This is a genomic window from Massilia sp. PWRC2 (assembly GCF_049896725.1).
Lineage (GTDB): Bacteria > Pseudomonadota > Gammaproteobacteria > Burkholderiales > Burkholderiaceae_D > JAFCUW01.
The window spans coordinates 81,813-101,462 of sequence record NZ_JAFCUW010000010.1 but is presented as its reverse complement, the minus strand read 5'-3'; the positions used below and the strand labels follow the sequence as shown (position 1 = coordinate 101,462).

The window sequence follows — 19,650 nt, the reverse complement described above, 5'->3', positions numbered from 1 at the left end:
CCGGTAGCAGTGGGCGCCACGATGGCGTCAACACTTGCCGGCGCGGCGCGCGGCCGTTAAGGTTCGGTTCATTGAGCGCGCCGTATAATCCTCCCCGCTTTCACTTCGCGAGAGACCGTTTTGACCAGATTGCCATCCGCACGACCCGTCCGCCCTGCCCGCCCTGCCGGCTTCATCATCATCGCCGTCCTGCTCGTCGTCGCCATCGTCGCCGCCGTCATCGGCACCGCCGTCGTCCTGTGGTCGAATGTGCCATCGATCGAGGCCGTCACCGACTACCAGCCGAAAATTCCGCTGCGCGTCTACACTGCCGACCATGTCCTGATCGGCGAATTCGGCGAAGAGCACCGCGACTTCGTGGCGGTGGCGAAGATGCCGCCGCTGATGGTCAAGGCGCTGCTGGCCATCGAAGACAAGCGTTTTTTTGACCACGGCGGCATCGACTGGCGGCGCGCGCTGGGCGCCGCCCGCGCCAACCTGCGCGGCGGCTTTCGCCAGGGCGGCTCGACCATCACCATGCAGGTGGCGCGCAATTTCTTCCTCTCGAGCGACAAGCTAATCGCCCGCAAGGCCACCGAAGTGGCGCTGGCCTACAAGATCGAAAGCGCCCTCACCAAAGAGCAGATCCTCGAGCTGTACATGAACCAGATGTACCTAGGCCAGCGTGTCTTCGGCTTTTCCAGCGCCGCCCGCATCTACTTTGGCAAGTCACTCGACCAGCTGTCGGTCGGCGAAATCGCCATGCTCGCCGGCCTGCCGCAAAATCCGGCGCGCCACAATCCGGTGGTCAACCCCAGGGGCGCGCGTGCGCGCCAGCAGGTGGTATTAAAAGCCATGCGCGAGCAGGACATCATCAGCGAGACCGACTATCAAACGGCGCTGGCGGAAAACCTGCACGTCAATGCGAAAGGCCAGCAATTTGACAGCCACGCCGAATATGTCGCCGAACTGGCGCGCCAGACAGTCTACGAACAGTTCAAGGAAGACGCTTACACGCGCGGCTTTGTGGTCACCACCACCATCGTCAGCGCCGACCAGGACGCCGCCTACCGTTCGCTGCGCCGCAACGTGCTGGCGTACGACCAGCGCCACGGCTACCGCGGGCCGGAAGCGCTGCTCGAGTTGCCCGACAATGCCGAGCAGCGCGACGACGCCATCGACGAAGCGCTACAAAAACGGCGCTCGAGCGACGGCCTGCTGCCGGCGGTGGTGCTGGCCGCCTCGCCGAAGCTGGTGCAAGCCATCACGGTCGATGGCGAGACGGTGGAGATCAGCGGCGCCGGCCTGAAATTCGCCGCTGCCGGCCTGGCAGCCAATGCCAGGTCCAGCCTGCGGCTCACGCGCGGCGCGGTGATCCGCGTCAGCCGCGACAATCAAGAAAATCGTAAAGAAAACCTTCAAGAAAGCCGTCACGATAGCCGCGACAACAAAGGCTGGGCCATCGTCCAGCTGCCGCAGGTGGCGGCCGCCTTTGTCGCCATCGATGGCAGCAGCGGCGCCTACCGCGCGCTGGTGGGCGGCTTCGATTTCAATCTGCAGAAATTCAACCACGTCACCCAGGCCTGGCGCCAGCCCGGCTCCGCCTTCAAACCCTTCCTGTACTCGGCCAGCCTGGAACAGGGCTGGTCGCCTGCCACCCAGATTCTCGATGCGCCGCTCGACATGCCGGGCGAGGACGCTGGCAAGACCTGGTCGCCGCAAAACGATGACGGCGTCTTTGATGGCGTCGTCAGCATGCGGCGCGCGCTGGCACTGTCGAAGAACGTGCCCTCGGTGCGGCTGTTACGCACCCTCGGCGTGCCGTATGTACACGACAGCCTGGCCAAATTCGGCTTCGATGCAGCACGCCATCCCAGCAACCTGACGCTGGCACTGGGCACCGGCGCCGTCACCCCGCTGCAGATGGCGGCGGCGTATGCGGTGTTTGCCAACGGCGGCTACCGCGTGCAGCCCTACCTGATCAGCAAGATCGTCGATGGTCGCGGCGCCGTCATTGCCGAAACCGCGCCAGCGGCGCCGGCGCAGCGCGTCATCGATGAGCGCAACGCATTCATCACCGACTCGATGCTGCGCGACGTCACCCGCTACGGTACCGGCGCCGACGCCACCCGCAAACTCGAACGGCGCGATATCGCCGGCAAAACCGGCACCACCAGCGACTCGCTCGACGGCTGGTTTGCCGGCTACGGCGCCAACGTGGTGGCGGTGGCGTGGATGGGCTACGACGATCCCCGTTCGCTGGGCGGGCGTGAATTCGGCGCCACCGTCGCCATGCCGATCTGGATCGACTACATGCGGGTGGCGCTCTCTGGCCGGCCGCAGGAAGAACGGCGCGAGCCGGAAGGGGTGATGCGCCAGGACGACGACTGGATCTACGCCGAATATGCCGGTTCCGAGCAGTTCAAGGGGATTGATCTGGAACTGGCGCCGCCGCCAGCGCCCGCCGCGCCCGACCTGGCGCCCCCGCCAGTGCCACCGGCGCCGCTCGCCCCTGCCGTGCAAAATTGACGTGCTACCAATGCTATTCATTTTGCAGCATGGCGGTTATGATGGAGCCGGCCCGATGTTGAGCGCCTAACAAAATCTCCATGACCGCGTTGCCCCGGCTTGCTGTCAAGACGTACTGTCTTCGCCGCCGCGCCTTGTCCTGAAGGTTTTGTTAGGCGCTCTTGGCTTGCGTGAAAAGCAAGCCGTACGGCCCCTCAATCAACCCTTCATTGGAGCGCTGCGGATGGCGACGGTAAAAACTGCTGGACCGGTGGCGTCGAGCCATACAGCCAGCCTGGCTGACCCTCAAGAAATCACGGTGCGCGGCATCATCCTCGGGGTATTAATCACCCTGGTATTTACCGCCGCCCAGGTCTATCTGGGCTTGAAGGTCGGCCTGACCTTTGCCACCTCGATCCCGGCCGCCGTCATTTCGATGGCCCTGCTGTCGGCCTTCAAGAGCGCCACCATCCAGGAAAACAATATCGTTCAAACCATTGCCTCGGCGGCCGGCACCCTGGCGTCGGTGATTTTTGTGCTGCCCGGCCTGTTGATGATCGGCTGGTGGGCGCACGTACCGTTCTGGCCCACCTTTGGCTGTTGCGCCATCGGCGGTGTGCTCGGCGTGATGTACACCATGCCGCTGCGGCGCGCGCTGGTGTCGCAATCGGATCTGCCTTACCCGGAAGGGGTGGCGGCCGCCGAAGTGCTGAAAGTCGGCATGGCTTCGCGCAGCGGCGCCGCCGAAGGCAAGGCTGGCCTGTGGGCGGTGATCTGGGGCAGCCTGGCGTCCGCGCTGTTTGCCCTGTTTGCCGCCGCCAAGCTGATGGCCGCTGAAGTGTCGATCTACTTTCGCACCGGCGCCGGTGCCACCGGCATAGGCGCATCGAGCTCGCTGGCGCTGATCGGCGCCGGCCACCTGATGGGCATCACGGTCGGTATCGCCATGCTGGCCGGCCTGCTGATCGCCTGGGGCATCCTGGTACCATGGGTGAGCGCCGGGATTCCGGTGGCCGACACCGTCAGCGCTGCCGACCAGGCGCTCGGCGTGTGGAGCCGCCAGGTGCGCATGATGGGCGCCGGCGTGATCGGCGCGGCCGCCATCATCACCCTGGCCAGCCTGGCCAAACCGGTCATCGGCGGCCTGCGCTCGGCGATGGCGGCCGCGCGCCATTCGACCAGCCTCGATGGCGCCCTGCCCCGCTCCGAGCGCGATCTGCCGATCTTCCTGGTTGGCCTGGTCACCCTGATTTCGATGGTGCCGGCGGGCTGGCTGCTGTCCGAATTCCTGCAGGGCGGTCCGCTGGCGACGCTGTCGGTGCCGCTGGTGGCCGTCGGTGTCGGCTACATCCTGATCGCCGGCATGTTCGCCGCCGCTGTCTGCGGTTACATGGCGGGCTTGATCGGCTCGTCCAACTCGCCCGTCTCCGGCATCGCCATTCTGACCATCCTCGGCGCCTCGCTGTCGGTCGGCATGGTCGGCCGGCACCTGATCGGTCCCGATGTGGCGCAGGCGCTGGTGGCGTTCGCCCTGTTCGTCACCACCGTGGTGCTGGCGGTGGCGGTGATCGGCAACGACAATCTGCAAGATCTGAAAACCGGCCAGCTGGTCGACGCCACCCCGTGGAAGCAGCAGGTTGGCCTGATCATCGGCGTGTTTGCCGGTTCGGCGGTGGTGCCACCGGTGCTTGAACTGCTCAACCGCGCCAACGGCTTTGCCGGCGCGCCGAATATCGGCGCCATTTCGGCCACCCCGCTGGCGGCGCCGCAGGCGACCCTGATCTCGACGCTGGCCAAGGGCGTCATCGGTGGCGACCTGCCGTGGTATCTGCTCGGTTACGGCGCGGCCATTGGCATTGCGCTGGTGCTGTTTGACTACCTGCTGAAAAAATTCAGCGCCGGTAAATACAGCCTGCCACCGCTGGGCGTCGGCCTGGCCATCTATCTGCCCAGCGCGGTGACCTTGCCGGTGGTGGTGGGGGCGGTCGGCGGCTACCTGTTCGAGCGCGCCGTCTCCAGCCACAGCTGGGGCGAAGCGGCCAAGCGCATGGGCGTGCTGGTAATGTCCGGCTTTATCGTCGGCGAGAGCCTGTTCAATGTGGGCCTGGCGGCCCTCATCGTTTCCTCCGGCAAGGGCGAACCGCTGGCGATTGCCAATGGCATGAGCGAACACCAGGGCATGCTGGTGGCGCTGCTGCTGGGCGCCGCGCTGGTCGGTGGCCTGTACCGCTGGTCGGCCACCAGCGCCCGCCGCGTCGAACTGTAAGGGCGGCCAGCTGCGCCTGCGCGACCAGCATGGCCTGCCCCTCAATGCATTTTTTTCACGGTTTGTCTCGATGATCAACTGGCTACGCCGATGGTTCAAGGCTGACGAAGGGGCCGCACCGCGGCCGCGCGAGCCGCTGGCCCGGCCGGCCGCGGTGGCGGCGGGGGACGCGCGCACGGCGGTGGCCGCCGCCTTGCCCGCCGCTGTGCCCGCCGCTGTGCCCGCCGCTGTGCCCACCGCTGTGCCCAACCTCTCGCTGCTGTTTTACCAGTGGATCGCAGGCGATCCGGTCGAGCCGGTGCCGGCCGCCACCGAGCGCCGCATGCTCGACGAGCTGGCGCGCCTGATCGAAGCGCCCGGTGACGGCGCCGCGCTGGTGCCGCGCGTGCCCGAAGTTATTCCGCAGCTGCTCAAAAGCCTGCGCGACGACAGCATGTCGGGCGCCGAACTGTCACGCCAGCTGGCGCAGGACGTGGTGCTGGTGGCGGCCGTCATCGGCGAAGCGAACAGCCCGTATTACAGCCCCAGCGCGCCGCTGCGCACCATCGAGTCGGCCGCCATGCTGCTCGGTACCAATGGCATGCGCATGCTGCTGGCGCGGGTCGCTTTCCGCCCCATCATCAATGCCAACAGCGGCCGTTTCGCCCAGTACGGCGCGCCGCTGGTGTGGCGCCAGTCCGAACTGTGCGCGCTGGCAGCGAGTGCGCTGGCGCCGGCTGTCGGCGTCAACCGCTTCGAAGCCTACCTGGCCGGCCTGCTGCACAACATCGGCCTGGTGGTGGCGCTGCGCCTGTTCGACCGCGTCTACAGCGGCGCGGCGCTGCCGCCGTCGGCGCAGTTCTACGCCGAGCTGCGTGCCGACGCGCGCTGCCTGTCGGCGCGCATCGCCACCCAGTGGGACTTCCCGCCGGGCGTGGCCAGCGCCATCCTGGCCGCCGGCGACGCCGCCAACGATGACACGGCGATGGCGCAGGTGCTGGCCAGCGCCGAGCGGCTGGCCATGCTGTGCGTGTTGTTCGATGCCGGCCAGCTCGACCCCGCCAGCGTCGACGCCTTCATTGCCAGCGTCGCCCCCACCGCCATCGAGCGCACCGTACTCGAGCGCCTGCTGGACGACCAACAGAAACGGCGTGCCTGATGGCTTTCGATATCAGCCAGAAGCTGGTGATCGGGGTGGCCTCGTCGGCGCTGTTCGACCTGGCCGGCTCGCACCAGGTGTACCTCGAGCAGGGCGCCGAGCAATACCGCAATTACCAGGAGCAGCACCTCGACGTCCTGCTGGAAAAAGGCGTGGCATTTCCGTTTATCCGGCGCCTGCTCAACATCAACCGCCACTTCCCCCGCCAAAGCCCGGTCGAAGTGGTGCTGTTTTCCCGTAATTCGCCGGAGACGGGCTTGCGCGTGATGCGCTCGATTGCCCATTATGGCCTCGATATTTCGCGCGCCGCCTTCATGACCGGCGCCGCGCCCTACCCTTATCTGGCAGCGTTTAATACGGCGCTGTTCTTGAGCGCCAACGAGGACGACGTCCGTCACGCCATCGCCGCCGGCCACGCGGCCGGGCTGGTGCTGCCGTCGAAGACCGACGACGACGACAGCGACGCCGAGTTGCGGGTGGCCTTCGATTTCGACGGCGTCATCGCCGACGACGAATCGGAGACTGTTTTCAAGCAGGGCGGCCTGGACCAGTTCCACGCTCACGAGACGCTGCACATCGGCCGCCCCCATCAACCGGGTCCGCTGGCGATCCTGTTCCAGCGCCTCGCGCTGATGCAGCGCATGGAAGAGCGCATGCAGCGCAAGGACCCGCATTATCGCAAGCTGCTGCGCATCGCCATCATCACCGCCCGCAGCGCGCCCTCGCACGAGCGGGTGGTGACGACGCTGAAAAGCTGGGGGGTATCGGCCAACGAGACGTTCTTCCTGGGCGGTATGGACAAGGCGCGCGTGCTGTCGGTGTTCAAGCCACATCTGTTTTTCGACGACCAGCTCAGTCACCTGCGCTCTACCCCGGGCGGCACCATCCCCATGGTCCATGTCCCGTTTGGCATCGCCAACCGCGCCGCTGGCCCTGCGAACTGAATGACCCGGGTCAGGGGCGGTTCGCTGCGCGTCAAGCCTGAGCGCTGGCGCGCGGGCGCCCGCCGAATCGGACTATAATGGCAGGCTCTTTCCTCCCAGTAGACGCGCATCCCGCATGCCTTTCGAGCTCTCCACATCCCTGCCGAAACCGGGCAGCCGCTTCGCCCTTCCCACCCTGTATGGTTCCGCCGATGCTTACGCCCTGGCGGTGGCGGCGCTGGCCCTGAAAAAACAACAACGCATGCTCACCGTGGTGGTGGCCAGCGCCAGCGACGGCCAGCGTTTGCTGGGCGAACTGCCATGGTTTGCCAGTGGCCTGGCCTGTCACCTGCTGCCGGACTGGGAAACCCTGCCCTACGATGCCTTTTCGCCGCACCAGGACCTGGTCTCGGAACGACTGGCGACCCTGCACGAAATCCGTAACGGCCACTGCGATGTGTTGATCGTGCCGGCCACCACCGCGCTGGTGCGGCTGGCGCCGCCGTCGTTCCTGGCCGCTTACACCTTCTTTTTCAAGCAGGGCGAAAAGCTCGACGAAGCAGCCCTCAAGGCGCAACTGACGCTGGCCGGCTACAGCCACGTCAGCCAGGTGATGTCGCCCGGCGAATACTCGGTGCGCGGCGGCCTGATCGACCTGTTCCCGATGGGCTCTGCGCTACCTTACCGGCTCGACCTGTTTGGCAACGAGATCGAAACCATCCGCACCTTTGATGCCGACACCCAGCGCTCGCTCTATCCGGTGCGCGAAGTGCGGCTGCTGCCGGGCCGCGAATTTCCCATGGATGAACCGTCGCGCACCAGTTTTAGAAGCCGCTGGCGCGAGCGCTTCGAGGGCGATCCCAGTCGCTCGGTGGTCTACAAGGACATCGGCAGCGGCATCGCCTCGGCCGGCATCGAATACTATCTGCCACTGTTTTTCGAGCAGACCGCCACCCTGTTCGACTACCTGCCCGCGCACACCACGCTGGCCCTGGTGGGCGACATCGACGCCGCCATCAAGCGCTTCTGGAGCGACACACAGTCGCGCTACCGCTTTCTCAAGTCCGACCGCGAGCGGCCGATTCTGCCGCCGGACGAACTGTTCCTCAGCGACGAAGCGTTTTTTACGCTGGCCAAACCGTTGCCGCGCTGGGTCATCAACCGCGAGGGCGACGGCAGCGCGCCGTCGGAACTGTCGGCGCCGATGCCAAATATCGCCGTCAACCGCCGTCTCGACGATCCGCTGACCAATTTGCGGGCGTATCTGCTGGGCCAGCGCGGCCGCGTGATGATTTGCGCCGAATCGAACGGCCGCCGCGAAACGCTGCAGCAGTATTTTAATGAATATGCGCTGACGCTGGTGGCGGTCGAGGGCTTCGAGGGCTTTATGCAATCGTCGGCCAGGCTGTCGCTGGGGGTGGCGCCGCTGCAGGCGGGCTTCGAGCTGTTCGGCCAGGGCGAACAGCAAGAGACGCTGGTGTTCATCACCGAGACCGAACTGTATGCCGGTTCCGGCCGGCGCGTCGGCCACAAGAAGCAGGAGGGCGTGACCCAGGTCGAGTCGATGGTGCGCGACCTGTCGGAGCTGAAAATCGGCGACCCGGTGGTGCACATCAACCATGGCATCGGCCGCTACATGGGCTTGACCAGCATGGACCTGGGCGAAGGCGAGACCGAGTTCCTGCACCTCGAATATGCCAAGGACACCAAGCTGTATGTGCCGGTGTCGCAGCTGCATGTGATCGCCCGCTATTCGGGCGCTTCGCCGGAAGACGCACCACTGCACGCACTCGGCTCGGGCAACTGGGAAAAAGCCAAGCGGCGCGCCGCCGAACAGGTGCGCGACACCGCCGCCGAGCTGCTCAATCTGTACGCCCGCCGCGCCCTGCGCCAGGGCCACGCCTTCGAATATTCGTCGCACGATTACCAGAATTTCGCCGAAAGTTTTGGCTTTGAAGAGACGCCCGACCAGGCCGAGGCGATCACCAACGTCATCAAGGATATGACCAGCGGTAAGCCGATGGACCGCCTGGTGTGCGGCGACGTCGGCTTCGGCAAGACCGAAGTGGCGCTGCGCGCCGCCTTTATCGCGGTCATGGGTGGCAAACAGGTGGCGATCCTGGCGCCCACCACCCTGCTGGCCGAGCAGCACGCGCAGACGTTCGCTGACCGCTTTGCCGACTGGCCGGTACGCATCGCCGAGCTGTCGCGTTTTCGCACCGGTAAAGAGATCAACAACGCCATCAAGGGCATGGCCGACGGCACCCTCGACATCGTCATCGGCACCCACAAGCTGCTGTCGGCCGATGTCCAGTTCACCCGCCTGGGGCTGGTGATCATCGACGAAGAACACCGTTTTGGCGTGCGCCAAAAGGAAGCCTTGAAAGCCCTGCGGGCCGAAGTCGATGTGCTCACCCTGACCGCCACGCCAATCCCGCGCACGCTGGGCATGGCGCTCGAAGGCTTGCGCGATTTTTCCATCATCGCCACCGCGCCGCAAAAGCGGCTGGCGATTAAAACCTTTGTGCGCAGCGAAGATGGTTCGGTGATCCGCGAAGCCTGCCTGCGTGAACTCAAGCGCGGCGGCCAGATCTACTTTTTGCACAACGAAGTCGAGACCATCGGCAATCGCATGGCCATGCTCAGCGAACTGCTGCCGGAAGCGCGCATCGGCATTGCCCACGGCCAGATGCACGAGCGCGAGCTGGAAACGGTGATGCGCGATTTCGTCGCCCAGCGCTACAACATCCTGCTGTGCACCACCATCATCGAGACCGGCATCGACGTGCCGACGGCGAACACCATCATCATGCACCGCGCCGACAAGTTCGGCCTGGCCCAGCTGCACCAGCTGCGCGGCCGCGTCGGCCGTTCGCACCACCAGGCTTATGCCTACCTGCTGGTGCATGACGTCGCGGTGCTGACCAAGCAGGCGCAGCGCCGGTTAGATGCGATCCAGCAGATGGAAGAACTGGGCTCGGGCTTTTTCCTTGCCATGCACGACCTGGAAATTCGCGGCGCCGGCGAAGTGCTCGGCGAGAACCAGTCGGGCGAAATGCTCGAAGTGGGTTTTCAGATGTACTCGGACATGCTGCAGGAGGCAATCCGCTCGCTCAAGGCAGGCAAGGAGCCGGATCTGGCGGCGCCGCTGGCGACCACCACTGAAATCAACCTGCATGTGCCGGCACTGCTGCCGGTCGACTTTTGCGGCGACGTCAACGAGCGCCTGTCGATCTACAAGCGGCTGGCCAATTGCGCCACCCTGGAAAAGGTCGACGACATGCAGGAAGAGTTGATCGACCGCTTCGGCAAACTGCCCGACCCGGTCAAGGCCCTGATCGAAACGCACCGCCTGCGCATTGTTGCCAAGTCGGTCGGCATCGTCAAGATCGACGCCCATGGCGAAGCGGCCAGCCTGCAGTTCATGGTCAACCCGCCGATTGATTCGCTGCGCATCATCACCCTGATCCAGAAGAACCGCCACATCAAGCTGGCCGGCCAGGACAAGCTGCGCATCACCGCCAGCATGCCCGACCTGGCGGCACGCGTCACCCAGGTCAAACAGACCATCAAACAACTGCTGGCTTAAGCTGAAGGGACAATGACGATGACGATGAAACTGGTGTTACAGGGTCCGCAAGCCTCGCTCGGGCTGTTGCACACGATCGCCGCCCTGGCCGCGCCGCACAGCGTGCACGTGCTGTCGGCACACGCGCTGCGCTGCGCTAACGTGACCTGCGACAGCGCCACCCGCGCAGCGGTGCAGCAGGCGGCGCAGGCGGCCTGCGTTGACGCCACCTTCATCGATAGCGCCGCCACCCTGCGTGACTACAGCCTGCTGGCGATGGACATGGATTCGACCCTGATCACCATCGAGTGCATCGATGAAATCGCCGACATGCAGGGCTTGAAGCCACAGGTGGCGGCCATTACGGAAGCGGCCATGCGCGGCGAGATCGGTTTTGCCGACAGCCTGCGCCAGCGCGTGGCGCTGCTCAAAGGGCTCGATGCCGCCGCCCTGCACCGCGTCTATGACGAGCGATTGCAACTCTCGCCCGGCGCCGACGCCCTGCTGGCGGCGGTCAAGGCGGCCAATATCAAGACCTTGCTGGTATCGGGCGGTTTTACCTTTTTTACCGACCACCTGCGCGCGCGCCTGGGGCTTGACTACAGCAACGCCAACAGCCTGGAAATCATCGACGGTAAACTCACCGGCCAGGTGGCCGGCGCCATCGTCGACGCCGAAGCCAAGCGCGATACCGTCAAGCTGGTGTGCGAGCAGCTGGGCATTGCTCCGTCGCAGGCGATCGTCATGGGCGATGGCGCCAACGATTTGCAGATGATGGCCATCGCCGGCCTGTCGGTGGCGTTTCGCGCCAAGCCGGTGGTGCAGCGGCAGGCGGCGGTCGCCCTCAACTTCAGCGGGCTCGATGGCGTGCTGCACATCCTGCGCTAAGCTTCATCCTGTTGGGGTAGCAAACTGGCGCCGCCTGCCAGCGCGCGCTCGTCCTTGAGCGCCACACCCGAGCTGCCCATACGGCGTGCGCCGTCCATCAGGTACAGCAGCGCCGCGGCTGCCGCGGCATACGGCAAGCCTTCCGGGCGCACATTCGAGATGCAGTTACGGCGCTCGTCGGTCAGCCCGACGCGCGGCGCCCAGGTCAGGTAGATACCCAGGCTGTCGGCTGCACTCAGGCCGGGCCGCTCGCCAATCAACACCACTACCAGCTGCGCCCCGAGCGCGCTGGCGATGTCGTCGCCCAGCGCCACCCGCGCCTGTTCGGCAATTACCAGCGGCGCCACTGTCATTGCCGTCAGCGCTGGCCACAGCAGTTCGAGCAGGGGCGCCGCGTGGCGCGCGATCGCTGGCGCCGACAGGCCGTCGGCCAGCACCACGCACAGATCAAACGGGCCGTGACTGGCACCGAGGCGCGCGCGTGAAACAGGATCAAGCTGGCGCCCCAGGTCGGGCCGGCGCAGATAGGTGGGGCGGTCGGCTGCCATGCTGTGCACCCGCACGCTGGCAGCGGGCAGGCGCGCGGCCAGTGCATCGACGTCGAGCGCCACGTGAACGGCGTCGCGCGCCTGCGCATGCGCCAGCTGAAACGCCAGCTGCGGCGCGGTTGGCATCGATACCCCGGCGTGGCCCTGGGCGATGCGCGCCGCCGTCAGCCGGCGCAAGCCTTGCCAAGGATCGGCAGCGCCCATGGCGCCAGCGGGCGCGGGCGGCGCGCTCATGATGCCAGCGTGCGCGCGGCCTGCGCCAGCAGGGGCGGCATGGCGCCCAGCCGCACCCCATCGGCGCCCGTGAAAATGCCCATCTGGCGCAGCCAGGCGTCGAACTCTGGGGCCGCTTTCAGGCCCAGCAGGCGGCGTATGTAGAGAGCGTCGTGAAACGAGGTGCTCTGGTAATTGAGCATGATGTCGTCCGACCCCGCCACCCCCATCACAAAGGTGCAGCCAGCGGTGGCCAGCAGCGTGAGCAGGGTGTCCATGTCGTCCTGGTCGGCCTCGGCGTGGTTGGTGTAGCAGACATCGATGCCCATGGGCAGACCCATCAGCTTGCCGCAAAAATGGTCTTCCAGGCCGGCGCGGATGATCTGCTTGCCGTCGTACAGGTATTCGGGGCCGATAAACCCCACCACCGAATTGACTAACAGCGGCGCGAATGCGCGCGCCACCGCGTAGGCGCGCGCTTCGCAGGTCTGCTGGTCGAGCCCATGGTGGGCATTGGCTGACAGGCAGCTGCCCTGCCCCGTTTCAAAATACATGACGTTGTTGCCGACGGTGCCGCGGCCGAGCGCCAGCGCTGCCGCCTGCGCTTCTTTCAGCAGGGCGAGGTCGATGCCGAAGCTGCGGTTGGCCGCCTCGGTGCCGGCGATCGACTGGAATACCAGGTCGACCGGCGCGCCGCGCTCGATGGCGGCAAGCGTATTGGTGACGTGGGTGAGCACGCACGACTGGGTGGGAATGGCATAGCGGGCAATCAGTTCATCGAGCATGTGCAGCAGGCGCACCTGCTGGGGCAGATTGTCGGCGGCCGGGTTGATGCCGATGCAGGCGTCGCCGCTGCCGTAGCGCAGGCCATCGAGGATGGCAGCGCCGATGCCGGCAGCGCCATCTTGCGGGTGGTTCGGTTGCAGGCGGGTTGACAGCCGGCCCGGCAAACCAATGGTGTTGCGAAAACTGCTGGTGCGCTGGCAGCGCGAGGCTACCAGAATCAAATCCTGGTTGCGCATCAGCCGGCACACCGCGGCCGCCATTTCCGGCGTGACGCCAGCGGCGATGACGTTCAAGGCCAGCGCGCTGTCGGCCGCCGCCTCGCTCAACAACCAGTCGCGCAGGCCGCCCACGGTCAGGTGGCTGATGGCGGCGAAGGCGGCGCGCTGGTGGCCATCGATGATCAGGCGGGTCACTTCGTCGGCTTCGTACGGGATCAGCGCTTCATTGAGGAACACCGTCAGCGGCAGGTCGGCCAGCGCCATTTGCGCGGCCACCCGCTCGGCGGCGCTGGCCGCGCCGAGGCCGGCGAGCAGATCGCCCGAACGGGGCGGGCTGGCCTTGGCCAGCAGCGTGCGCAGGCTGTCGAAGCGGTAGACGACGGCGCCGACGGTATGGGCGTATGCAGACATATCAAGCCTGCAGCGCGCGCCGCATCAGCGCCACCGGCACCGGCACCGACAGCGGCAATTCATACGGTTCGACCAGCGCGAAGCCCAGCTTGCGGTACAGCGGCACGCCGGGCATGGTGGCCACCAGTTGCAGCGAACGGAAACCGGCAGCGGCGGCGGCCTGCTCGCAGTGCGCCATCAGTTGCGAGGCGAGGCCGCGCCGCGCATGTGCCGGATCGACAAAAAAGGCGCGGATATGGGCGCTTTCGGTGGCCGCATCGAGCAGCCGTTCGGGCGCCGTCTTGTGCTTGTCGCCGCCGCAACCGGTCGAGCGCATGCCCCAGCCGCCGCAGGCGAGCAAGGCGCCATCCTGCTCGATCACAAAATAGCTGCCATCGGCGATCAACTGGCTGTCGACGCCGAACACTTCGGTGGTGACAGCGTCGAGCTGGGCCGGCGTGTAAAATCCGCCCGACAGCGCGCGCGCCGAGCGTTCGATCAGCGCCTCCAGTCGGTCAATATCGGCCACGGTGGCCAGCCGCAGCACGCGCTCAGTCATGTTGCAGCCCCCCTTGCGAGTGTAACAAGCTGTAATCCGGGTAGGACATTTCTGATATTTCCCTTAGTATTTATATCATAGTGCCCACATTGCGCGAGGACCCCATGAAAAGCTTAACCATTGTAATCACGATTGTTGCCGCTGCTGCCGCTACCTTGACCGGCTGCGCCTACGATGCGCCGCGCGCCGCCTATGGCAGCGTGTACGCACCACCGGCCAACTCCGCCGACTGGCACGTGGTGTCGGTCACCCCGGTGGCACCTGGCACGGGCGACCGCCTGGCGGCGGCGTCGGGCACCGGCAGCGCCACCGTGTATTCGTCGGCGCCCATCGTCACCCAGCCTGTTTATGTGCAGCAACCTGTGTACGTGCAGCAGCCCGTCTACTACCCGGCACCGGTTTATTATGCGCCGGCGCCGTACTATTATCCGCCCGTTTCGATTGGCCTCGACCTCGGTTTTGGCCGGAGCTGGGGCGGCCATCATGGCGGGCGCAACTGGGGCGGTATCGGCATCGGTACGCGCTTCGGCCGCTGATCGCGCACGGCGGGAGCGCAAACAACCGCACCTCACTGTAAGGCCGCAAGCGATTGCGGCCTTTTTGTTTGGCGCGGCCCCCGTATAACCGTAAGTACCTGATGTTCCTACGCCTTCTTTCTTACCGCCGCCTTACAAGAAAAATTGTTGCAACGCGTCACATCTAACGATTGCTGTTACCAAAATGCTCCCATACAATCGATCATCGATGGACGGCGACGCCCACGTAAGGCAGTCATAAAATTACATCATGGAGACAGCAAATGAATTTCAAGTTGAAGACGCTGGTAGCAGCAATAGCACTCGGTGTGTCGATGTCGGCCATCGCCGCCGACCCCATCAAGATTGGCGTCGCCGGTCCTTTCACGGGCGGCTCCGCGCCCATGGGCGTGTCGATGCGCGACGGCGCCAAGCTGGCCGCCGCTGAAATCAATGCCAAGGGTGGCGTACTCGGTCGCCAGATCCAGCTGATCGAGCGCGACGATGAAGCAGCGCCACCGCGCGGCGTGCAGGTCGCCCAGGAACTGATCAACAAGGAACGCGTCGTCGCCACCGTCGGCTACATCAATACGGGCGTCGCCCTGGCCTCGCAGCGCTTCTACCAGGAAGCAAAAATTCCGGTGATGAACAACGTCGCCACCGGCTCCATCATCACCCAGCAATTCGCCAAGGAGCCGGCCAACTACATTTTCCGTAACGCCGCCAGCGACCAGATCCAGTCGGAAATGATCATCCAGGAAGCCGTTGAGCGCCGCAAGTTCAAGAAGCTGGCAATCCTGGCCGACTCCACCAACTACGGCCAGCTCGGCCGTGAAGACCTGGAAAAAGCCCTCGACAAGCGCGGCATGAAGCCAGTCGCTACCGAAAAATACAACATCAAGGACGTCGACATGACGGCCCAGCTGCTCAAGGCCAAGCAAGCCGGCGCCGAAGCAGTGCTGACTTATGGTATCGGCCCGGAGCTGGCACAGATTGCCAATGGCATGGAAAAGCTGGGCTGGAAAGTGCCGCTGATCGGGTCCTGGACCCTGTCGATGGGTAACTTCATCGACAACGCCGGCAAAAACGGCGACGGCACCCGCATGCCGCAAACCTTCATCCAGGACCCCACCACGGCCAAGCGCAAGAGCTTCATCGACGCTTACGTGAAAGCCTACAACCCACCGAACGGCCGCATGCCGTCGCCCGTGTCGGCCGCCCAGGGTTACGACTCGATCTACCTGCTGGCCGCCGCCATCAAGCAGGCCGGCGCCACGGATGGTCCGAAGATCCTGGCCGCGCTGGAGAACCTCAACGAGAAGGTCGATGGTGTCGTCACTTCTTACGCCAAGCCATTTAGCAAGGATGACCACGAAGCAATCGACTTCAAGAACACCGTGTTCGGTGAAGTCAAAGGCGGACACGTCGTACTGGCCAAGTAATTCTGCATTCCCGTAGCTGTTCGCTGTCATTCTGGCCAGCCTTGAGGATTCAAGCCTGGCCATTTTCTTGTTGACCGGCGGCGCCTGCCCCTTGCGCCGCCCACTGGACCACATCATGGATATCCTGCTACAGATTGTCTTTTCCGGCATCGCTCTCGGCATGATTTACGCCGTCATCGCCTTCGGCTACCAGCTCACCTTCGCCACTTCCGGCACCCTCAATTTCGGCCAGGGCGAAGCGCTCATGTTAGGCGCCCTGGTGGGCCTGTCGCTGGTCGGTTCGATCCACGGCGGCCCTTACCTCAGTTATCTGTTGATGATCCCGGTGGTGCTGGTGTTCGGTGGCCTGCAGGGCATGTTTGTCGAATGGATCGGCGTGCGCCCGGCCATCAAGATCAAGTCGGAATTTGGCTGGATCATGTCGACCATCGCGCTGGCCATCATCTTTAAAAACGTCGCTGAAAATATCTGGGGCAAGGACGATCTGACCTTTCCCTCGCCGCTGCCGACCACCCCGATCAACGTGCTCGGTGCGAACGTGCAGCCGATGCAGATCGCCGTCATCGTCGGCGCGCTGGCCATCATGCTGGCGGTCGAACTGTTCAACCGCAAGTCGATCTACGGCAAGGCCGTGGTCGCCACCTCGAACGACCGCGACGCCGCCGGGCTGATGGGCATTAACACCAGCATGGTGATCACCTTTTCGTACGCCCTGTCGTCGGCCACCGCCGCCTTTGCCGGCGTGCTGGTAGCACCGCTGACGCTGACCGGCGCCACCATGGGCGCCTCGCTGGGCTTGAAAGCGTTCGCCGTGGCGATCATCGGCGGGTTGACCTCGGGCATGGGCGCCATCGTCGGCGGCCTGATCCTGGGCATCGCCGAAACTGCCACTGGTTACTATATTTCGACCGGCTACAAGGAAGTACCGGGCCTGGTGCTGCTGCTGCTGGTCCTGGCGATCAAGCCGGCCGGCCTGTTCGGCAAAACCGCGATCAAGAAGGTCTGAAGGCACCCCATGAACAAGAAGATTTTTGCAGCCTCCATTGTCGGCATCATTGCGCTCATTGCGTTTCCGATCCTCATTCCCAATCCGTACTACATCCACCTGGCCGAGACCATCCTGATCTACGCCATTTTGCTGTTCGGCCTCGATATCGTGGTCGGCTACACGGGCCAGGTGTCGCTCGGCCACGCCGGCCTGTTTGGCATCGGCGCCTACATCACCGGCGTGCTGGTGTTTAAGCTCGGTGTGCCGTGGCCGCTGGCCATGCTCGGCTCGATCGGCGGCGCTGCCCTGTTCGGCGCCATTCTGGCGCTGCCAGCCCTGCGCGTGACCGGGCCCTACCTGGCGATGGTAACGCTGGCCTTCGGTACCATCATCCAGATCTTGATCAACGAGATGACCTTCATTACCGAAGGGCCGATGGGGATCAAGATTTCCAAGCCCATCCTGTTTGGCACCAAGCTGACCGAAGTCGGTTATTTCTATCTGGTCGCCGGGCTGATGGTGGTGTCGCTGATCGTCGTCCACCGCATCCTCAAATCGAACCTGGGGCGCGCCTTTGAAGCCCTGCGCGACAGCCCGATTGCCTCGGACTGCATGGGCGTATCGGTGTACCGCTACAAGGTGTATGCGTTCGTCATCAGCGCCGGTCTGGCTGGTCTGGCCGGTTCGCTGTTTGCCTACTCGGAAGAATACATCTCGCCGCAAACCTTCAATTTTGAACTGACCATCCTGTTCCTGCTGGCAGTGATCATGGGCGGCCGCAAGACCCGCTCGGGCGCGTTGATTGGCGCACTGATCGTGGTGATTTTGCCGAGCCTGCTGGCTGACATTGAACTGTTCCGCAAGATTGCCGTGTTCTTCGCCGCCGTCGCCGTGATCAGTGCCGTCTATCTGCTGGCGCGCCAGAAAAGCACGCCGCGCAAGGTGGGCATTCCCGTCGTCGCCACCGTCGCCATGGCGTATTTTTCGTACCGGCTCGACAACATGACCGACTGGCGCCTGACCATTTTTGGCTTGATGACGCTGTTCGTCGTCTACTACCTGCAAGACGGCATCGTCGGCTTTTTCCGCTCGCTGGTCGGGCGCGCCGGTGCGCACGACACCAGCCTGTCGGTGGCCTCTGCCGGCGCCGACGCCTTCGCTGCCAGTGCCCCCAAAACGACTGGCGCCACCCTGTTGCAGGTCGACCAGGTGCTGATGCAGTTCGGCGGCTTGAAAGCGCTCAACCGTGTCGACCTGAACGTTGCCCCGCGCACCGTGCACGGCCTGATCGGCCCGAACGGCTCGGGCAAGAGCACCATGATGAATGTGCTGACGGGGATTTATCAGCCCACCGACGGCAAGGTGTCCTTCGATGGCGAAGTCATCACCGGCCGCACGCCGTCGCAGATCGCCCTCGGCGGCGTTGCCCGCACCTTCCAGAACGTCCAGCTGTTCGGCGAAATGACGGCCACCGAAAACGTGCTGGTGGGATTGCACCACACCTTCGATTCGAACGTTGCCGACGTCATGCTGCAAACGCCACGCTACCGCCGCGAAGAAAAGGCGGCACGCCAGCGCGCCGCTTCGATCCTCGAGTTCGTCGGCCTGGCCGATCTGGCCAATGAAGAAGCCCGCAATCTGCCCTACGGCAAACAGCGCCTGCTGGAAATCGGCCGCGCGCTGGGCCTCAATCCTCGCCTGCTGCTGCTTGATGAACCGGCTGCCGGCCTGACCGCGCCCGACATCAAGGAACTGATGGCGATCATCCGCAAGATTCGCGAGCATGGCATCACCATCATCCTGATCGAGCACCACATGGACGTCGTCATGGCTATCTGCGACACCGTCACCGTGCTCGACTTCGGCCAGAAGATCGCCGAGGGCAGCCCCAGCCTGGTACAGAGCGATCCGAAAGTGATCGAAGCCTACCTGGGTGGCAGCGCCGACGACGGCGCCCCTCCTGCTGCAGCGCACTAACAAGGACTAGCATGTTATCGATACAAAATCTGCACGCCGCCTACGGCAAGGTACAAGTGCTGCACGGGATTTCACTGGACGTCCCCAAGGGCAAGCTGGTCACGCTGATCGGCTCGAACGGCGCCGGCAAGACCACCACCATGCGCGCCATTTCCGGCATGATCCGGCCGACGTCGGGCAAGGTCAGCCTGGGCGGGCGCGACATCACCGGCCTCGAATCGCACAAGATCGCCCGCTGCGGCCTGGCCCACTCGCCCGAGGGCCGCCGCGTGTTTCCCACCATGAGCGTGACCGACAACCTGCTGCTGGGCGCTTTCCCCCGTTTCACCGGTTCGCGCCCCAAGGGTGACATCAAGCTGGACCTGGAAAAAGCGCTCGAGTTGTTTCCCCGTTTAAAAGAGCGCCAGCACCAGCTGGCCGGTACCCTGTCGGGCGGCGAGCAGCAAATGCTGGCCATGGCGCGCGCCGTCATGCTCAATCCCGAAGTGATCCTGCTCGATGAACCCTCGATGGGGCTGGCGCCGATCCTGGTCGAAGAAGTCTTTCGCATCATCACCCGCCTGAAAAGCGAGGGCGTGACGATGCTGCTGGTCGAGCAGTTCGCCGCCGCTGCCCTGAACGTGGCGGACTACGGCTATGTGCTGGAAAACGGCCGCATCTCGGTGCACGGCCCCGCCGAAAGTTTAAAAACCGACCCGAAAGTGGTGGCAGCCTACCTGGGTGGCGGCTCGCACTGAGCCGGCC

General features: G+C 64.7%; 14 protein-coding genes. 11 read left to right on the top strand and 3 right to left on the bottom strand.

The window, feature by feature from the left end; translation table 11 throughout:
* Positions 1 to 120 precede the first annotated feature (120 nt).
* From ACP7BZ_RS18715 to serB, 6 genes are all read left to right on the top strand, one after another.
* Positions 121 to 2,508 (top strand): penicillin-binding protein 1A, encoded by a 2,388-nt coding sequence (locus ACP7BZ_RS18715; protein ID WP_426115926.1) that lies wholly within the window; start codon positions 121 to 123, stop codon positions 2,506 to 2,508.
* Between the two features lie 223 nt (positions 2,509 to 2,731).
* Positions 2,732 to 4,753 carry an OPT family oligopeptide transporter gene (locus ACP7BZ_RS18710; protein ID WP_426115924.1) on the top strand — a complete coding sequence of 674 codons (2,022 nt, stop codon included), beginning with the start codon at positions 2,732 to 2,734 and terminating at the stop codon, positions 4,751 to 4,753.
* 70 nt (positions 4,754 to 4,823) lie between these two features.
* The gene (locus ACP7BZ_RS18705) at positions 4,824 to 5,891 is read left to right on the top strand and encodes an HDOD domain-containing protein (protein ID WP_426115922.1); all 1,068 of its coding nucleotides are present in this window, start codon (positions 4,824 to 4,826) and stop codon (positions 5,889 to 5,891) included.
* Positions 5,891 to 6,835: a 5'-nucleotidase gene (locus ACP7BZ_RS18700; protein WP_426115920.1), complete on the top strand. Its 945-nt coding sequence runs from the start codon at positions 5,891 to 5,893 to the stop codon at positions 6,833 to 6,835. Before ACP7BZ_RS18705 ends, ACP7BZ_RS18700 begins: the two co-directional genes overlap by 1 nt.
* Positions 6,836 to 6,950: 115 nt before the next feature.
* Positions 6,951 to 10,403: a transcription-repair coupling factor gene (gene mfd, locus ACP7BZ_RS18695; protein ID WP_426115918.1), complete on the top strand. Its 3,453-nt coding sequence runs from the start codon at positions 6,951 to 6,953 to the stop codon at positions 10,401 to 10,403.
* 24 nt (positions 10,404 to 10,427) lie between these two features.
* Entirely contained in the window at positions 10,428 to 11,270 is an 843-nt protein-coding gene (gene serB, locus ACP7BZ_RS18690) for a phosphoserine phosphatase SerB (protein ID WP_426116097.1), read from the top strand.
* Here the strand turns inward: serB and eutC are convergent.
* From eutC to ACP7BZ_RS18675, 3 genes are read right to left on the bottom strand one after another with little or no spacing between them, the layout of a single operon-like run.
* The gene (gene eutC / locus ACP7BZ_RS18685) at positions 11,267 to 12,052 is read right to left on the bottom strand and encodes an ethanolamine ammonia-lyase subunit EutC (protein ID WP_426115916.1); all 786 of its coding nucleotides are present in this window, start codon (positions 12,050 to 12,052) and stop codon (positions 11,267 to 11,269) included. The genes serB and eutC overlap by 4 nt on opposite strands.
* Positions 12,049 to 13,446 (bottom strand): ethanolamine ammonia-lyase subunit EutB, encoded by a 1,398-nt coding sequence (locus ACP7BZ_RS18680; protein WP_426115914.1) that lies wholly within the window; start codon positions 13,444 to 13,446, stop codon positions 12,049 to 12,051. The genes eutC and ACP7BZ_RS18680 overlap by 4 nt, the downstream gene beginning before the upstream one ends.
* 1 nt (position 13,447) lies before the next feature.
* Positions 13,448 to 13,984 (bottom strand): GNAT family N-acetyltransferase, encoded by a 537-nt coding sequence (locus ACP7BZ_RS18675; protein WP_426115912.1) that lies wholly within the window; start codon positions 13,982 to 13,984, stop codon positions 13,448 to 13,450.
* A gap of 104 nt (positions 13,985 to 14,088) precedes the next feature.
* Between ACP7BZ_RS18675 and ACP7BZ_RS18670 the strand changes: the two genes are divergently transcribed.
* The 5 genes from ACP7BZ_RS18670 to ACP7BZ_RS18650 all read left to right on the top strand — a co-directional run bounded on the left by ACP7BZ_RS18670 (position 14,089) and on the right by ACP7BZ_RS18650 (position 19,643).
* Positions 14,089 to 14,520, top strand: coding sequence for a hypothetical protein (locus ACP7BZ_RS18670; RefSeq protein WP_426115910.1), 432 nt, complete (start codon positions 14,089 to 14,091; stop codon positions 14,518 to 14,520).
* A gap of 263 nt (positions 14,521 to 14,783) precedes the next feature.
* A complete protein-coding gene (locus tag ACP7BZ_RS18665; RefSeq protein WP_426115908.1) occupies positions 14,784 to 15,941 on the top strand; it encodes an ABC transporter substrate-binding protein in 1,158 nt (385 codons plus the stop codon).
* A 115-nt stretch (positions 15,942 to 16,056) separates the two neighbouring features.
* On the top strand, positions 16,057 to 16,947 hold the full coding sequence (locus tag ACP7BZ_RS18660) for a branched-chain amino acid ABC transporter permease (RefSeq protein ID WP_426115906.1): 891 nt from the start codon (positions 16,057 to 16,059) through the stop codon (positions 16,945 to 16,947).
* 9 nt (positions 16,948 to 16,956) lie between these two features.
* Positions 16,957 to 18,906, top strand: coding sequence for an ABC transporter permease subunit (locus tag ACP7BZ_RS18655; protein WP_426115904.1), 1,950 nt, complete (start codon positions 16,957 to 16,959; stop codon positions 18,904 to 18,906).
* 11 nt (positions 18,907 to 18,917) lie between these two features.
* The gene (locus tag ACP7BZ_RS18650; RefSeq protein ID WP_426115902.1) at positions 18,918 to 19,643 is read left to right on the top strand and encodes an ABC transporter ATP-binding protein; all 726 of its coding nucleotides are present in this window, start codon (positions 18,918 to 18,920) and stop codon (positions 19,641 to 19,643) included.
* Positions 19,644 to 19,650: the final 7 nt, after the last annotated feature.

What these genes read in the sequence shown, in the direction of transcription:
- ACP7BZ_RS18710 (WP_426115924.1), top strand. Translation starts at nt 2,732, where the DNA reads ATGGCGACGGTAAAAACTGCTGGACCGGTGGCGTCGAGCCATACAGCC.
- ACP7BZ_RS18705 (WP_426115922.1), top strand. Translation starts at nt 4,824, where the DNA reads ATGATCAACTGGCTACGCCGATGGTTCAAGGCTGACGAAGGGGCCGCA.
- ACP7BZ_RS18700 (WP_426115920.1), top strand. Translation starts at nt 5,891, where the DNA reads ATGGCTTTCGATATCAGCCAGAAGCTGGTGATCGGGGTGGCCTCGTCG.
- mfd (WP_426115918.1), top strand. Translation starts at nt 6,951, where the DNA reads ATGCCTTTCGAGCTCTCCACATCCCTGCCGAAACCGGGCAGCCGCTTC.
- serB (WP_426116097.1), top strand. Translation starts at nt 10,428, where the DNA reads ATGAAACTGGTGTTACAGGGTCCGCAAGCCTCGCTCGGGCTGTTGCAC.
- eutC (WP_426115916.1), bottom strand. Translation starts at nt 12,052, where the DNA reads ATGAGCGCGCCGCCCGCGCCCGCTGGCGCCATGGGCGCTGCCGATCCT.
- ACP7BZ_RS18680 (WP_426115914.1), bottom strand. Translation starts at nt 13,446, where the DNA reads ATGTCTGCATACGCCCATACCGTCGGCGCCGTCGTCTACCGCTTCGAC.
- ACP7BZ_RS18675 (WP_426115912.1), bottom strand. Translation starts at nt 13,984, where the DNA reads ATGACTGAGCGCGTGCTGCGGCTGGCCACCGTGGCCGATATTGACCGA.
- ACP7BZ_RS18670 (WP_426115910.1), top strand. Translation starts at nt 14,089, where the DNA reads ATGAAAAGCTTAACCATTGTAATCACGATTGTTGCCGCTGCTGCCGCT.
- ACP7BZ_RS18665 (WP_426115908.1), top strand. Translation starts at nt 14,784, where the DNA reads ATGAATTTCAAGTTGAAGACGCTGGTAGCAGCAATAGCACTCGGTGTG.
- ACP7BZ_RS18660 (WP_426115906.1), top strand. Translation starts at nt 16,057, where the DNA reads ATGGATATCCTGCTACAGATTGTCTTTTCCGGCATCGCTCTCGGCATG.
- ACP7BZ_RS18655 (WP_426115904.1), top strand. Translation starts at nt 16,957, where the DNA reads ATGAACAAGAAGATTTTTGCAGCCTCCATTGTCGGCATCATTGCGCTC.
- ACP7BZ_RS18650 (WP_426115902.1), top strand. Translation starts at nt 18,918, where the DNA reads ATGTTATCGATACAAAATCTGCACGCCGCCTACGGCAAGGTACAAGTG.